The sequence below is a fragment of the Streptomyces sp. NBC_00096 genome (genome assembly GCF_045041305.1).
Lineage (GTDB): Bacteria > Actinomycetota > Actinomycetes > Streptomycetales > Streptomycetaceae > Streptomyces.
Window position 1 is genome coordinate 818,130 of the sequence record NZ_CP108221.1, and the last position, 15,282, is coordinate 833,411.

10 protein-coding genes are annotated in these 15,282 nt (G+C 73.9%); 3 read left to right on the forward strand and 7 right to left on the reverse strand.

Annotated features, from left to right (window positions below; all coding sequences use genetic code 11):
• Positions 1-26: 26 nt before the first annotated feature.
• Genes OG904_RS03680 through OG904_RS03690 form a run of 3 tightly spaced genes read right to left on the reverse strand, consistent with a single transcriptional unit; the run spans position 27 to position 2,798 of the window.
• Positions 27-455: a hypothetical protein gene (locus tag OG904_RS03680; protein WP_405487295.1), complete on the reverse strand. Its 429-nt coding sequence runs from the start codon at positions 453-455 to the stop codon at positions 27-29.
• Between the two features lie 52 nt (positions 456-507).
• A complete protein-coding gene (locus OG904_RS03685; RefSeq protein WP_405487297.1) occupies positions 508-1,008 on the reverse strand; it encodes an NUDIX domain-containing protein in 501 nt (166 codons plus the stop codon).
• Between the two features lie 35 nt (positions 1,009-1,043).
• Positions 1,044-2,798: a BCCT family transporter gene (locus tag OG904_RS03690; protein WP_405487299.1), complete on the reverse strand. Its 1,755-nt coding sequence runs from the start codon at positions 2,796-2,798 to the stop codon at positions 1,044-1,046.
• Positions 2,799-2,942: 144 nt separating this feature from the next.
• On the opposite strand from OG904_RS03690, the gene OG904_RS03695 reads away from it, so the two are divergent.
• Positions 2,943-4,091 carry a glycerate kinase gene (locus tag OG904_RS03695; RefSeq protein WP_405487301.1) on the forward strand — a complete coding sequence of 383 codons (1,149 nt, stop codon included), beginning with the start codon at positions 2,943-2,945 and terminating at the stop codon, positions 4,089-4,091.
• A 99-nt stretch (positions 4,092-4,190) separates the two neighbouring features.
• Here the strand turns inward: OG904_RS03695 and OG904_RS03700 are convergent, their stop codons facing one another.
• Positions 4,191-4,799, reverse strand: coding sequence for a cysteine hydrolase family protein (locus OG904_RS03700; RefSeq protein WP_405487303.1), 609 nt, complete (start codon positions 4,797-4,799; stop codon positions 4,191-4,193).
• A gap of 398 nt (positions 4,800-5,197) precedes the next feature.
• Between OG904_RS03700 and OG904_RS03705 the strand changes: the two genes are divergently transcribed.
• Positions 5,198-6,193 (forward strand): GlxA family transcriptional regulator, encoded by a 996-nt coding sequence (locus OG904_RS03705; protein WP_405487305.1) that lies wholly within the window; start codon positions 5,198-5,200, stop codon positions 6,191-6,193.
• Complete coding sequence (locus OG904_RS03710) at positions 6,190-9,060, forward strand: SpoIIE family protein phosphatase (protein WP_405487307.1); 2,871 nt, start codon at positions 6,190-6,192, stop codon at positions 9,058-9,060. Before OG904_RS03705 ends, OG904_RS03710 begins: the two co-directional genes overlap by 4 nt.
• Before the next feature lie 13 nt (positions 9,061-9,073).
• Here the strand turns inward: OG904_RS03710 and OG904_RS03715 are convergent, their stop codons facing one another.
• From OG904_RS03715 to OG904_RS03725, 3 genes are all read right to left on the reverse strand, one after another.
• Positions 9,074-9,667 carry a GNAT family N-acetyltransferase gene (locus OG904_RS03715; protein ID WP_405487309.1) on the reverse strand — a complete coding sequence of 198 codons (594 nt, stop codon included), beginning with the start codon at positions 9,665-9,667 and terminating at the stop codon, positions 9,074-9,076.
• A 67-nt stretch (positions 9,668-9,734) separates the two neighbouring features.
• Complete coding sequence (locus tag OG904_RS03720) at positions 9,735-11,786, reverse strand: SpoIIE family protein phosphatase (protein WP_405487311.1); 2,052 nt, start codon at positions 11,784-11,786, stop codon at positions 9,735-9,737.
• Between the two features lie 56 nt (positions 11,787-11,842).
• A complete protein-coding gene (locus tag OG904_RS03725) occupies positions 11,843-15,268 on the reverse strand; it encodes a DUF3376 domain-containing protein (RefSeq protein ID WP_405487313.1) in 3,426 nt (1,141 codons plus the stop codon).
• Between the last annotated feature and the right edge of the window lie 14 nt (positions 15,269-15,282).

Consider the following 15,282-nt stretch of genomic DNA (forward strand, 5'->3'; position numbering starts at 1 on the left):
CGGCCCCCGTAGATCCTCCGGCCCCTCTAGATCACCACGAGCGGCACGAGCAGCGCGAAGGCGGCGCCCGCCTCGACGGCGTAGGCGTAGAGCGAGGGGTGCTGGACGGGGGCCGCCAGCAGGACCACGCTCTGCTGGGCGGCGGCCGCGCCCACCCAGTCCGCGTCGGCGCCGAGGCCGCCCTGGTACCAGCCCTCGCAGGAGCCGGGGCCGGTGACGGCGAGGACGTCGTCCTCGCGGCGGTAGAAGGCCTGCCAGCCGGGGGCCGGGACGGACCAGGCCTCGAAGTCGGTGAACGGGGCCCAGCCGCCGTCGTGGATCGCGGTGTCGAACATCCAGACCGGCACCCCGTCGGGGGTGACCTCGCCGCCGGACTGCTGATCGGTGGTGAAGTGGACGATGGGCAGGGCGTCGGGCCCGTCGGCGGTGCTGGGCCAGGCGTACATCTTGATCATCTTCTGAATTCTGTCCTGCTCGGTGTAGGCACGGAATAACGAGCGGGACGGGCTAAGCAGCCGTCGGCCTGGACCCGTTCTCCAGCTCCGCGGCGCCCTCGCCCGACTGCAGGACCCGGTACGCCTCTTGGGTGCGCCGGCCGAGCGAGCCGGGCAGATATGCCGTCAGTTCGGCGGGCTCGACCAGCCGCCACGAGATCAGCTCCTCTTCCTGCAGCCTGATCGAGGCGAGTTGCGCCGCGTCGAGCACGCCGCCGTCGTAGAGGTACGCGACGAGCGGCGGACGCCCCGCGCCGAGCGACCAGTCGACGGCGAGCAGCCGGCCGAGCGGCAGGTCGATGCCGATCTCCTCGGCGCTCTCGCGCCGGGCGGCCGTCCGCGGGGACTCGCCCTGGTCGGACTCGACGGTGCCGCCCGGCAGGGCCCAGCCCTCGCGGTAGTTGGGCTCGACGAGGAGCACCCGACCCCCGGCGTCCCGGTAGAGCGCGGCCGCACCGGCCAGCACCCGGGGCAGGCTCTCGATGTAGGTGGCGTAGTCATCCGTGGTGGTCACGCCGCAACCCTACCCACCCGCCCCGGTGGGCCGGGTCAGGTGCCCGGGGTGCCCGCGCCGCCCGGTCCGTCCTCGCGGTCGCGGTTCCTCGACTCGGCTACGCGGCGCAGGCGGGGGTGGCGGGCCGGGCCCCGTTCGGTGATGGCGTCGCCGACCATGGCCTTGACCGCGTCCCGCATTCCGTGCAGGGCGTGGTGACGGACGGGTCCGGCGCCGGGGTCGGCCCGCAGCTCCTTCATCAGGGCCCAGCAGAGCAGCAGCATCACGATCACGAACGGCAGCGCGACCAGGATGGTGGCCGTCTGGAGGGACTTCAGGCCGCCCGCGACGAGGAGTACGGCGGCCACCGCGGCCATCAGCACGCCCCAGGTGACGACGAGCCAGGTCGGCGGATGCAGGGCGCCGCGGCTGGTGAGCGAGCCCATCACGAGGGAGGCGGAGTCGGCGCTGGTGACGAAGTACGTCATCACCAGGGCCATCGCGATCCACGAGGTGACCGTCCCCAGCGGAAGCGCGTCGAGCATCGCGAAGAGGGAGGCCTCGGTGCCTTCCTTGAGCTTGGCGGCCATGTCGGCGGCGCCGGTGGAGTCGAGCCGGATCGCGGTGCCGCCCATGACGCAGAACCAGACGACGGTGGCGCCACTGGGCACCAGCAGCACGCCGACGAGGAACTCGCGGATCGTGCGGCCGCGCGAGATGCGGGCGATGAAGGTACCGACGAACGGCGCCCAGGAGAGCCACCACGCCCAGTAGAAGATCGTCCACGCGCCGAGCCACGCGCTGTCGGTGAAGGCGCCGGTACGGGTGGCCATGGGAAGCAGGTCGTGCAGGTAGCTGCCGACGCTCGCCGGGATCACGTCGAGGACGTAGACGGTCGGGCCGAGGACGAAGACGAAGAGCATCAGGGACGCGGCGAGCACGATGTTGATCGTGCTGAGCCATTTGACGCCCTTGTGCAGGCCGGAGAAGGCGGAGAGCACGAAGGCGGCGGAGAGGGACCCGATGATGATCAGCTCGAGGGTCGTCGAGTCCTCGACCCCGGTGGTGATGTTGAGTCCCTTGGCCACCTGGAGCGCGCCGAGGCCCAGGCTGGTGGCGGTGCCGAAGACGGTCGCGAAGACCGCGAGCAGGTCGATGGCCTTGCCGGGCCATCCGTTGGCCCGCTCCTCGCCGATGAGGGGGACGAAGGCGGAGCTCAGGCGGTTGCCGCGGCCCTTGCGGAAGGTCGCGTAGGCGAGGGCGAGGCCCGCGATGCCGTAGATCGCCCAGGGGGTGAGGGTCCAGTGGAAGAAGGAGTAGTCCATGGCGGCCCGGGCGGCGTCCCCGGTGCCGGGGGCGGCGCCGGAGGCGGGGGGCGGGTTCAGGTAGTGGGTGAGCGGCTCCCCCACCCCGTAGAACATCAGGCCGATCCCCATGCCCGCGCTGAACATCATCGCGATCCACGCGAGGTTGGTGAACTCCGGCTCAGAGTCGTCCTTGCCGAGGCGGATCCGGCCGAAGCGGCTGATCGCGAGCACGACGCACATGACGAGGAACACGTCGGCGGCGATCACGAACAGCCACGCGAAGTTGTTCAGGACCCAGGCCAGAGCGGTGCCCGACGCGGAATCGAAGGAGCTCTTGCCCAGCGCCGCCCAGGCGACGACGGCCAGGACCGCGATCACCCCGACGGTGACGACGGTGAGGTCGGGGGTGCCGTCGGGAGTGGCGCCGGGAGTGCCGCCGCCGGGTCCTTCGGAGCCCCCACCTGGGGATTCCGGACGTGGCTGTTCCAGTGAATCCGTGCTCATGCGGCCACACTATGCAGGTGTATATACCTATTTAGGGGCATGCCGCGCCGGGTGTGGCCCAGGCCACCCATGGGCATAGGAGGATCCTCCGGATAGGCTCATGGACGGCGCGACTGCACTGTTCGATAGCAAGGGATTAGCAAGGTGACGGACGGAGCAGTAACTGAGACCGCGCGCGTGCTCATCGCCGCGGACAAATTCAAGGGCTCGCTCACGGCCGTTCAGGTCGCTGAGCGGGTGACGGCCGGCCTTCGCAAGGCCGTACCGGGCGTGGAGATCGAGACCCTCCCCGTCGCGGACGGCGGCGACGGTACGGTCGCGGCCGCCGTGGCGGCCGGTTTCGAACGCCGGGAGGTACGGGTCACCGGACCGCTCGGCGACCAGGTCACGGCCGCTTTCGCGCTGCGCGAGGGCACCGCGGTGGTCGAGATGGCGGAGGCCTCCGGGCTCCAGCTGCTGCCGGCGGGGGTCTTCGCCCCTCTGACGGCGACCACCTACGGCTCCGGCGAACTGCTGAAGGCCGCACTCGACGCGGGAGCGCGCTCGATCGTCTTCGGCGTGGGCGGCAGTGCCACCACCGACGGCGGTGCGGGCATGCTGGCCGCGCTGGGCGCGGTGTTCCTGGATGCGAACGGTGAACCCGTCGGTCCGGGCGGCGGCGCGCTGGCCGGGCTGGCCTCGGCCGACCTGTCGGGAATCGACCCCCGCATCAAGGAGATCGACTTCGTCCTGGCGAGCGACGTGGACAACCCGCTGACGGGTCCGAAGGGCGCTCCGGCGGTCTACGGCCCGCAGAAGGGGGCGTCGCCCGAGGACGTGGCGACGCTGGACGCGGCGCTGGCGCACTTCGCGGTGGTACTGGAGAAGTCGATCGGCTCCCTGGCCGCCGAGGCCGCGCTCTCGCCCGGTGCGGGCGGCGCGGGCGGCATCGGCTACGGGGCCCTGCTGCTCGGAGCCTCGTTCCGCCCCGGCATCGAGCTGATGCTGGAGGTGCTCGGCTTCGCGCCCGCCCTGGAGCGGGCGACGCTGGTCATCACGGGCGAGGGCTCGCTGGACGAGCAGACCCTCCACGGCAAGGCTCCGGCCGGTGTCGCGGCGGCGGCCCGTGCGGCGGGCAAGCCGGTCGTCGCGGTCTGCGGCCGGCTGCTGCTCACGCCGGAGGCCCTCCAGGCGGCGGGCATCCAGCGTGCCTACCCGCTCACGGACATCGAGCCGGACCCGGCGGTGAGCATCCCGAACGCGGGCCCGCTGCTGGAGCGGGTGGCGCAGAACATCGCGGCCGACGTCCTCTGACCGCAGCCCCGCACCACCCGCCGGCCCGGCCCCTTCACCGGGGGCCGGGCCGGCGGCGTTCGCGCGGCGTGCCCGTGGCAGCCCGGCGGGCGCACCCGGCTACGCGTCGGCCCGGACGCGGACCTCTTCGACGAGCTGAGCGGTGGTGACGATCCGGGCGAAGCCGCCGCCCTGCAGGTTGACGGCGGTGGCGGTGGCGAGCTGGTCGGCCGTCAGCCGCGGGGCGTCCGGGCCGGGTCCGGCGGCCAGGTCGAAGGTGTGCGTGGCGTCGAGCGGCACGAGGACGTCGTAGCCGAGGTTCCCCGCCATCCGGGCCGTGGTCTCCACGCACATGTTGGTCTGGATCCCGGCCACGACGAGCTGCCCGATGCCCTGCGCGGTGAGCCAGTCGGCCAGGTCGGGGGTGCCGTAGAAGGAGGAGTTCACCGATTTCACGACGTGCAGGGCGGCCTGCTCCGCGCGCTCGGCGACGAAGTCCTTGAGGGCGTACCCGGGCAGGTCCGGCGCGAGGGCTCCGCCGGGTCGGGAGGCGTGCTGGACGAGCACCAGCGGGCGGCCCGATTCCTGCCAGGCGTCCATCAGTTCGGCGATGTTGGCCTCGGCGGCCGGGTTGTTGCGCGGCCCCCAGAAGGCGGCGTCGTCGAAGCCCTTCTGTACGTCGATGACCAGGAGGGCACTGTTCGCGGCGATCTCGATCTTGTTCGTCATGGCTCCATCCTGGGCGGCCGGCGGCCCCCGTGACAGCGGCGCCGGTGACCCCGACCGATGGGATCCTGCCAGCCTGGCAGCCGGCGCCCCCCGTGACGGGCCCCGACCCTGACGAGGCCGCCTCCGAACGGACCCCGACCGGGCCCGCGGCCATCTTCGAACGGACCCCCCACCGGGCCCGCGGCCGCTCCACGTACCGCGTACAGCCCCTCCGCACCGCCCGCGTCCCGCGCGACGACGCCCCCGCAGCCCGTACGCGACCCCGAGGAGCCCCCAGGGGCCCCCGCAGGCCCCGGACCGACCCTCCGGGCCCACCCCCCTCCACAGCGGCCCGCCATCGCCCCACGAGCCCCCACAGCCCCGCTGCCCGGCGGGGCGGGCGTGGCAGACTCACCGCCATGCACCGCGTCGCGATCGTCGTACAGCCCGGGATCCGCGCCTTCGACCTCGCCGTCATCACCGAGGTCTGGGGTCCCGACCGCAGCGACCTCGGGGTGCCCGCCTTCGAGCTGCGCCGGTGTGCCCTGACCCCCGGCCCGATCCCGCTCCCCGGCGGGCTGTCCCTGACCCCCGACCGGGGGCTCGACTGGCTCGCCGAGGCCGACCTCGTCGTCGTCCCCGCGCTGGCCCGGCCCTGCGATCCGACGCCCGAGCCGGTCCTCGCCGCCCTGCGGGACGCCCACGCCCGGGGCATCGCGGTGGCCGCCCTGTGCGCCGGCGCCTTCATCCTGGCCGAAGCCGGGCTGCTGGCGGGCCGCCGGGCCGTCACACACTGGTCGCTGGCCCCGGCGCTGGCCGGCCGGCACCCCGCCGTGCAGGTCACCGAGGCCCCGCTCTACGTCGAGGACGACGGGGTGTGGACCTCCGCCGGGGTCGCCTCCGGCATCGACCTCTGCCTCCACCTGGTCCGCGAGGCCCACGGTTCCGAGGCCGCCGCCGCCATCGCCCGCTCGATGGTGACGGGCCCCTTCCGCACCGGCGACCACGCCCAGTACCTGGACCGGCCCACCCCGGCCGCCGACCGGACCGCCGAGGCGCTGGCCGCCGTACGGGCGAAGGCGCTGGGGCGGCTGCACGAGGCGCTGGACGTGGCCACCCTGGCCCGGTGGGCCGGCATGTCGCCGCGCTCCTTCGCCCGGCACTTCGCCGCCTCGACGGGCACCACCCCGCACAAATGGCTCCTCGGCCACCGTCTGGACGAAGCCCGCAAACTGCTGGAACGCACCGATCATCCGGTCCCCGAGGTGGCCCGGCGCGCCGGATTCGCCAGTGAGGTCACCTTCCGCCAGCACTTCGCCTCGTACATCGGCACCAGCCCCCGCGCCTACCGTGCGGCGGCCACCGCATCAGGGCCTCCCCCAATCCCCGCGGACAGTGTTAGAAATGGCTCATGACCGGACGTTTTGGCCTGCCCAGGGGCTCTGAAGGGGCGCCCGAGCACGGGCTCCCGTCCGGGCCGGGCCCCGGCCGGTCCGCACTCGTCCGTGCAAGGCGCTCCGCACGCCGGTTCGCGCGCCGGATCGCCCGCCCCGTCTCCGGATTGTTCGCGAACCTCTCGCTCGGTGCGCGCAGCGTCGCCGGCCAGGTCTTCGCGCTCCAGGCCGTCCTCGTGCTGGTGCTGATCACCGCCGCCGCCACGGCCCTGTTCTTCCAGGCCCGGTACGACAGCCAGCGCGACGCCCGCAACCGCTCCCTGGCGGCCGCCGAGGCCTTCGCCCACGCCCCCGGCCTCCCGGCGGCGCTGGAGTCCCCCGACCCCACCGCCCGGCTCCAGCCGCTGGCCGAGGGCGCCCGCCGGGCCTCCGGCGTCGACTTCATCGCCGTGATGAACACCGACGGGATCCGGTACACCGACTCCCGCCCCGAGCTGATCGGCCAGCGCTCCACCGGCGACCTCTCGCGCGCCGTCGCCGGGCACGCCTTCACCGAGACCTTCGAGGGGAAGCCGAGCGACGTGGTGCGCGCCGTGGTGCCCGTACGGGACTCCGCGGGCACGGTGGTCGGCCTGGTCGCCACCGGGATCGAGGTCGCCAACGTCGGCGACGTGGTCGAGGGACAGCTGCCCCTGCTCCTGGGCGCGGCGGCCGGCGCCCTGCTCCTGGGCACCGGCGGCGCCGCGCTCGTCAGCCGCCGGCTGCGGCGCCAGACCCGGGGCCTGGGCGAGGCCGAGATGACCCGGATGAACGAACACCACGAAGCGGTTCTGCACGCCGTCCGCGAGGGCGTCCTGATCATCGACACCGAGGGCCGGGTCGTCCTCGCCAACGACGAGGCCCGCCGCCTCCTAGACCTGCCGGCCGACGCCGAGCAGCGGCACGTCGGCGATCTCGGCCTCGATCCGCGCACGGCCGCGCTGCTGGCGTCCGGGCGGGTGGCCACCGACGAGGTGCACCGCTCGGGTGGCCGGCTCCTCGCCGTCAACGTGCGGCCGACCAAGCCCTACGGGGGCCGCCCCTCGGGCACCGTCACGACCCTGCGCGACTCCACCGAGCTCGCCGCGCTCTCCGGCCGGGCCGCCGTCGCCCGCGACCGCCTGCAGCTGCTCTACGACGCCGGTGTGCGCATCGGGACCACCCTCGACGTGGTGCGCACCGCCGAGGAGCTCTCCGAGGTCGCCGTCCCGCGCTTCGCGGACTTCGTCACCGTGGAGCTGCTGGAGCCGGTGCTGCGCGGCGAGGAGCCCAGCGTCGGCACGCACACCGAGATGCGCCGGGCCGCCATGAGCGGGGTCCGCGTGGACTCGCCCCTGCAGCCCGTCGGCGACACGATCCGCTTCATCGTGCCGACCGCGCCGATGGCGACGGCCCTGGACGCCGGGCGGGCCGTCCTCGCGGCCGACCTGAGCTCCGCGTTCGGCTGGCGGGCCCAGGACCACGACGGCACCCGGGTGGCCCTGGAGTACGGGCTCCACTCGCTGATCTCCGTACCGCTCCAGGCCCGCGGGGTGGTCCTGGGCATGGCCAACTTCTGGCGCGCGGACACCCCCGAGGCCTTCCACGAGGAGGACCTGTCCTTCGCGGAGGAGCTTGCGGCGCGGGCCGCCGTCTCCATCGACAACGCCCGCCGCTTCACGCGCGAGCACGCGGTGGCCGTGACCCTCCAGCGCAGCCTGCTGCCCCGGGTGCTGCCGGACCTGGACTCCGTGGACGTCGCGTTCCGGTACCTGCCCGCGAAGGCGGGGGTGGGCGGGGACTGGTTCGACGTGATCCCGCTCGCCGGCGCCCGGGTCGCGCTGGTGGTCGGGGACGTCGTGGGGCACGGGGTGCACGCGGCCGCCACGATGGGCCGGCTGCGGACCGCCGTGCACAACTTCTCCACGCTCGACCTGCCGCCCGACGAGCTGCTGGGCCATCTGGACGAGCTGATCGACCGGATCGACCAGAACGAGTCCGCCGCGGACGAGGGGTCCGGGGAGGGCGAGTCCTCGGGCGTCACGGGCGCCACCTGCCTCTACGCGGTCTACGACCCGGTGTCCGGCCGCTGCGCCATGGCCAGCGCCGGCCACCCCGGCCCGGCGCTGGTCGGTCCCGACGGGGTGGTCCGGTACCCCGAACTGCCGATCGGGCTGCCGCTGGGCGTCGGCGGGATGCCCTTCGAGGCCGTGGAGCTGGACCTGCCCGAGGCGAGCCGGCTCGTCCTGTTCACCGACGGGCTGCTGGAGGACCGCGACCGGGACTTCGACACCGGGCTCGACCTGCTGACCGAGACCCTGTCCCGGCGGGACCGCAGCCCCGACCAGGCCTGTGCCGACGTACTGGCCGCGCTGCTGTTCCCGACGCCGAGCGACGACATCGCCCTGCTCATCGCCGACACCCGGCGGCTGCCGGCCGACCGGATCGCGGAGTGGGAGGTGCTCTCCGACCCCGCGGACGTCTCGCAGGTGCGCCGCGCGGGCGCCGCGCAGCTGGCCGCGTGGGGGCTGGAGGGCATCTCCTTCACCGCCGAGCTCATCCTCAGCGAGCTGATCACCAACGCCATCCGCTACGGGAGCGCGCCGATCCGGGTCCGGCTGCTCCTGGACCGCGTCCTGATCTGCGAGATCTCCGACGGCAGCAGCACTTCCCCGCACCTGCGCTACGCGGCCACCACCGACGAGGGCGGGCGCGGGCTGTTCCTCGTCGCGCAGTACGCGGAACGCTGGGGCACCCGCTACACGGAGCGGGGCAAGGTGATCTGGGCCGAACTGCCGCTGTCGGGCACGGCCGAGCCGGCGCCCCCGACCCTCCTGGACCTGGACGGCCTGGAGGACCTGGCCTGGTAGCGGCGGCCCCGGCTCAGAGCCGGGCGGCCAGCAGGGCCTTGGCCCGCGGCCATTCGTCGGCCAGCAGGGAGAAGTAGACGCTGTCGCGCCACGTGCCGTCCGGGCGGCGGCGGTGGCGGCGCAGGACGCCTTCGCGCTGGGCGCCGAGGCGGGCGATGGCGGCCTGGGAGCGGGTGTTGAGGTGGTCCGTCTTCAGCTGCACGCGGCCCATGCCGAGGTCCTCGAAGGCGTGGGTGAGCAGGAGCAGCTTCGCCTCGGTGTTGACCGCGGTGCGCCAGTACGCGCGTCCGTACCAGGTCCAGCCGATCTCCAGGCGCTCGTTGGCCGGGCTGATGTCCAGGTACGTGGTCCAGCCGACGGCCCGGCCGCTCTCGAGGTGGATGACCGCGAAGGGCAGGTACGTGCCGCGTTCCGCGTCCGCCAGCACCGAGTCGAGCTTGGCGCCCAGCTCCTCCTGCGAGTGCGGCGTGGGGCCGCCCTGCCACTGCCAGACCTCGTCGTCGCCACCGCCGGCCGCGTACAGGTCGGGGAGGTGACTCCTGGTCAGGGGCTCGAGGCGGACGTGGCGGCCGGTGAGCGTGATGGGCGAAGGCGACTTGGCAGACATGGGAGAAACGATAATCACTCATTGCGCTAGACACAACCAACTATTGCACTAGGGCAATTATCCCGATTCAGCGGGTCCGGGCCAGCAGGACCGCCACGTCGTCCTGCGCCGCCTCCGGCAGCAGGCGCTCCAGGATCGTGTCGCACAAGGCCTCCAGCGGCCGGCCCGCATCCCGCAGCACACCCGCCAGCTCCGCCATCCCCTCGTCCAGATCCCGCTCCCGGGACTCGATCAGACCGTCGGTGTAGAGCGCCAGCAGGCTTCCCGGAGGCAGCAGCACCTCCTCGGTGCGGAACTCCTGCCCGCCCGTGCCGAGCGGGGTTCCCGGCGGGCCCTCCAGGAAGGTCACGACCCCGGACGCCGTGACGACGGCCGGCGGCGGGTGCCCGGCGCGGGCGATGACGCACACGCCCGTCACCGGGTCGTGGACGGCGTACACGCACGTGGCCATCTCGTCCTCGCCGAGGTCGGCCACCACCGCGTCCAGCGAGCGGAGCATCTCCTCCGGGGCCACCTGATGGCGCGCCAGTGTCCGTACGGCCGTGCGCAGTTGGCCCATGACCGCGGCCGCGTGGATGCCGTGGCCCATCACGTCGCCGATCACCAGGCCGGTCCGGCCGTCGGGCAGTTCGATCACGTCGAACCAGTCGCCCCCGACGTCGTGGTCACTGGCCGGCAGGTACCGGCCGGTCAGCTCCAGCCCGGCGACCTCGGGCAGCACGTTGTTGGTGAGGCTGCGCTGCAGGGTCAGGGCCGCCGCGCGCTGGTTGGTGTACATCCGGGCGTTGTCGATGTTGAGGGCCGCCCGCGCGACCACCTCGTCGATCAGTACGCAGTCCTCGTGGTCGAAGGGCTCGCGCCCGCGCATCCGGGTCACCACCACCACCCCGAGCACCCGGCCGCGGGCCACCAGCGGGACCATCCGGGCGCATCCGAGGGTGGCCAGGTAGGCGCGCAGCACGGCCGCGCGCGGGTCCTTGATCAGGGCCGGGATGTCGGCCGTGTAGAGGTTCATGGGCTGGCCCTCGGTGATGACCTGCTCGTACGCGGTGTGCGCCGGGATCTGGAAGGTCTGCCCGGCGGCCAGCCGGGAGGTGGGCGCGCCCGGGTCCGGGAAGGTGGCGGCGAGGCGCCGCAGCACGCCCCGCGTGGAGGCGGCGGCCTCGTCGGGCTCCAGTACCGTTTCCAGGAGCTGTACGTCGGCCGAGTCCGTCAGCTGCGGTACCAGCACCTCCACGAGCTCCTGGGCGGTCTGCCCGAGGTCCAGCGTCGTACCGATGCGGGCGTCGGCCTCGGCCAGCAGGGCGAACCGGCTGCGCGCGCGCTCCGCCTCCTCCTGGGCGCGCTGCCCGTCGGTGATGTCGATGAGCGAGGCGATCAGCCCGAGCCGCCGCCCGGAGCCGTCCAGCAGCGGGGCGTAAGAGCACGACCAGGTCCGGTCGTGCTCGGGATCGGCGGGCGTGCGGCCGGTGCGGCGGACGTCCACGACGGCGGAGCCGCACTCCAGCACCTTGCGCATGAGGCGTTCCAGCGCGGCGGCGTTGACCCCGGGCACGACCTCGGTGAGCCGTTTGCCGATGTGCTCGGCGGCCGGCACCCCGTTCATCCGGGCGAGGGCGTCGTTGACGCGCAGGAAGCGCAGGTCGGGGCCGAGGGTGCCGAGGCCGATGGGCGACTGTGTGAACAGGCTCTGCAGCGCGGCGAGCGAATCGCGCATCCGCAGGACCTCGGAGGTCTCCACCGCGATGAGCATGGCCCCGGTGCGCCCCTGCGGATCGGGGGCGGGCAGGATCCACATCTCCATCGGGACGCGGTGCCCGTCGCGGTGGCGCACGGGCAGCGTGCCGACCACGGTCTCCCCCGCCTGGACCCGGGCGGTCAGCTGGGCGGCGAGCTCGCGGTTGGCGTCGGGGACGAGCACGGAGCTGCCGGACCGGCCGAGGATGTCCTCGGGGCGGTGGCCCAGCAGGTCCTGGGCGGCCAGCGACCACTCGACGACCCGCCCGTCGGCGTCCTCCCGCCACAGGGCGATCGGCAGCAGCTCGCTCAGTACGCCCGCGTACCCGACAGCAGCCACCGGCTGGTCCGGTACCCCGCTCGTCTCCTGGTACGTGTCCAATGCGCCGACCTCACCCCAGGGGGCCCGATTCCTACCGATTCACCCTATCCGAGGCTTCACCGAGCGGCGCTGTGTCGGGCTCCGGCGGGGTGGCCCGCGTCCCGGGTCCCGGTTTCGGCCTGGCTTCGGTCCTGCCCTGGCTTGGACTTCGGCTTCGGCTTCGGCTTCGACTTCGGCCCCGGCCCCGGCTTCGGGTAGAGCCAGGGCAGGACCGCGGTGACCCACAGGAGGACGGAGTAGAGGATCAGGGCTCCCCACCAGCCGCCGAGGGCGGGCTGCCAGTACTGGAGCCCGCCCGCGAGGACCCCGGCGCCCACGGCGTACCCGCACACCGGCCCGTAGCGGTCGGAACCCGCGCAGAGCAGTGCGAAGGCGGCCAGCGCGAACAGGGCGCCGACGACCAGGCCGCCGTCCAGGTGACCGGCCCAGGGCGGGTGGGACGGACCCGCGCGCGGCCGCCACAGGCCGAAAACGACCAGGGCGCCCCCGAGGAGGAGCAGCAGGAACCAGCGCAGCTTGCCGCTGCCGACCCGTTGCCCCAGCAGGGCCTTCAGAGCGATCAGGGCGAAGAGGCAGATCGGGATGTGGCCCAGGAGGGAGGACCAGTTCTCGGTGCTGAGGGCGACCCCGCACCACATCAGGGCGGCGGCCACGAGGGCCTGTACGGGCGCGAACCCGCCGATCACCGGCAGGAGGCAGAACAGGGGCTTCAGCGCCGCCAGCACGGTGCGCGGCAGCCGGGCCCAGGCCAGCCCCGCGGGCTGGAGGGACGGCCAGGCGACGAGACCGGCGCGCACCGCCGCACGGCAGGGGTCCGGGGCCCGGAGCAGCCGGCCGGCCCGTTCGGCCCCGACCTCGCGGAGTGTCCCCAGGGCCTTGTCCAGCGCGCCCGGGGCGTCCAGGTCCAAGTCGGGCACCACCCCGGGGGCGGGGATGTCCCGGACCCGGTTGCCCGCCATGAAGCCCTTGCGGTGCAGGTCGGTGAGGAGCGGCAGCTCCTCTTCGAGGATCTCGTGCTGGCGGACGGCGGTGAGGACGTACCGCACCCGGTCCCAGGGCTCCAGTTCCGGCCGGTTCTCCAGGGACTGGTCCCACAGCCCGGCGAAGCGCGGTCCCGGATCCATCAGATCGGCGACCCGCCGGCGCAGGTCGGGGAGGTTGACGAAGCCCTCGAAGGCGTGCTCGAGGCGTTCGTCGGTGGCGACGACGGAGACGAGCGAGGCGGCCGTGTCGAGCCGGCCCCAGATCCAGTCCCCCAGGCGCCAGCGGACGCTGAGGAAGGCGGCGAAGTTGGCGACCTGGTTCCCGCTGAGCTTGCCCTCGACCATCTCCTGCGGGGTGCGTTCCCTGCCCAGCACCAGATCGGCGGCCCAGCTCCGATTGGCGGCGGAGACGGTGTGGAAGTCGATGTCGGTGGCCTCGGACTGCGGATCGGGGCGCATGGGGCCGAGGAGGACCTCGGCGTCGGTGAGCGCGTCGAGCATCCTGGCGTTGCCGAGGAGCGCGGCGGCTCCCAGGGCCCCGAACCCGGCGGGGGCGGGGTCCAGCCGTTGCCCGATGTGGCGCCCGAGCTCCGCGATCCGGTCCCAGAGGTCCGCGTAGGCCTCCTGGTGGCCGCCCGCGCCCGTGCCCGGTGCGGGCTGGGGCCCGTCCGCGAGCGCGGCGGCCAGGTCCACCGCCCATGCGCGCCACTTCGCCGCCAGCGCCCCGGTCGCCGGTGTCGACGGCAGTCCGGCCGGCATCGACGGAACCGCGAGCGCGGCCCGCAGCCGCGCCGCGGCCCGGGTGCGGGGGGCCAGCGGATCTGCCGGAATCCCGCCGGCGAGGCCCGCCGCGTAGGCGTCGAGCAGCAGCCGGTCCCAGACCGCGATGAGCGTGGAGACGGCGAACCGGTAGGCGTAGAGGAGCTCCCGGCACTCCGCCACGGCCCGGAGACGGCCCTCGTCCCGGCCCTCGTCCCGGCCCCCGTCGTGGCCCTCGTCCCGGCCCCCGTCGTGGCCCCCGTCGTCGCCCTCGTCCCAGCCGCCCTCGCAGGCCGAGACCCAGTCCATGAGCAGCCGTACCGCGCGGGCCAGGGCCAGGGGCGTGGCGCGCGGGGCGGGTGCGAGGGCCTCCGCCTCGTCCCGCAGCCGGGCGAAGAACACCGACGCCTCGCCCCGGCCCGTGTCGAGCGCCTCCAGCGGGCCCGGCCCCGCGGGCACCGGGAGGGGGTCGGGGCCGGTCACCCCGGAGGGGTCCTCGAGCAGCCGGATGAGCCGCTTGGCCTCCGCCGGGCCCACGGCCGCGCTGTACGAGGCCTCGCGCGCCGCCGCCGCGCAGCGCAGGGAGTCGAGGTCCGGGGGCAGTGCGCGGGTGATGCCCCGGGTCAGCTGGGTGGTGTCGGAGGCGGCCCGCAGCGCGAGCGCGTCGTCGTACAGGGACTCGGCGCCCGACTTCACGGCCAGGGACTTCGCGGCGATCCTGACGAGGCGGGTGGCTCCGGGGCCGGTGCCCGTCACGGGCTCGGGCGGGAAGGGCGGCACCGGCTGGAGGAAGAGCAGCCACCGGTCCGCCTTCCTCGTCACCGGGGTTCCGGCGATGGCCCGGACCGCCCAGGCGACGGGGATGTTGTCGAGGAGCCCGCCGTCGATGAACTCGGCGCAGCCGTTCAGCCGTTCATCGGGGTAGCCGGTCTCGCTGCTGATCCCGCGCATGTCCACCCGGGGCGGGTCCTCGGCGGGCCAGGGCGGTTCGTTCCCGACGAACAGCCGGCCCGGCTCGAAGGCCCCGGGGAAGGAGGACGAGGTGCGGGCCGCATAGGCGAGCCGCTCCAGGGCCGCCTTGCGGGCTTCGCCTTCCGCGGGGAAGTCGGTCAGGCCGCCGCGGTGGCGGAAGTGGAAGTACGCGTCCGAGCGGCCGACCAGCAGCGGCTGCCCGAGCGTGGGCCGCACCCGGTCGCTGCGGGGCCGAAGCCGGGTCGCCGTCAGGATCAGCCGGAGCGAGGTGCTGGCCTTGAACCCGCGGGGCGCCTCCCCGATGAGTTTCTCCATGGCCGCGCGGAGTTCCTCGTAGAAGAACTCGTCACCGCGCATCAGCGAGTCGGGCAGGACGAAGAGGGTCCCGCGGCGCAGCAGGGTTTCGAGGCCGCCGAGGGCCGGGCGGCGCAGCAGGTCTTCGAGGTCGCCCAGGCGCAGCCAGACGTCACGGACCCCGTCCCCGAAGGGCATTCCGTACACCAGGTGGCAGGCGAGCAGGACGCCGTTGAGCCCGCCTGCGCTGGTGCCGGCGAGGACGTCGATGTCCACGTTGCGGTACTGGCAGCCCGCCAGCAGCTTGCGGTAGACGGCTGCCCCGGCGACTCCCGGAGATTCCGGGGAGGCATCGCGCAACCGGGAGGTCTCGCAGCAGGCGCCGCCCATCCAGACGGCGAGACTGACCCCGCCCCGCATGGCGAGGGCCAGCCGCAATTCGGAGCTGCGGGGGCCCGACCGGGTACCGGTCATGGCTCCAGCTTGAC

Excerpts from the sequence above, each read along its gene's own strand:
- OG904_RS03680 (WP_405487295.1), bottom strand. The coding sequence starts at position 455 with ATGATCAAGATGTACGCCTGGCCCAGCACCGCCGACGGGCCCGACGCC.
- OG904_RS03690 (WP_405487299.1), bottom strand. The coding sequence starts at position 2,798 with ATGAGCACGGATTCACTGGAACAGCCACGTCCGGAATCCCCAGGTGGG.
- OG904_RS03700 (WP_405487303.1), bottom strand. The coding sequence starts at position 4,799 with ATGACGAACAAGATCGAGATCGCCGCGAACAGTGCCCTCCTGGTCATC.
- OG904_RS03705 (WP_405487305.1), top strand. The coding sequence starts at position 5,198 with ATGCACCGCGTCGCGATCGTCGTACAGCCCGGGATCCGCGCCTTCGAC.
- OG904_RS03710 (WP_405487307.1), top strand. The coding sequence starts at position 6,190 with ATGACCGGACGTTTTGGCCTGCCCAGGGGCTCTGAAGGGGCGCCCGAG.
- OG904_RS03715 (WP_405487309.1), bottom strand. The coding sequence starts at position 9,667 with ATGTCTGCCAAGTCGCCTTCGCCCATCACGCTCACCGGCCGCCACGTC.
- OG904_RS03725 (WP_405487313.1), bottom strand. The coding sequence starts at position 15,268 with ATGACCGGTACCCGGTCGGGCCCCCGCAGCTCCGAATTGCGGCTGGCC.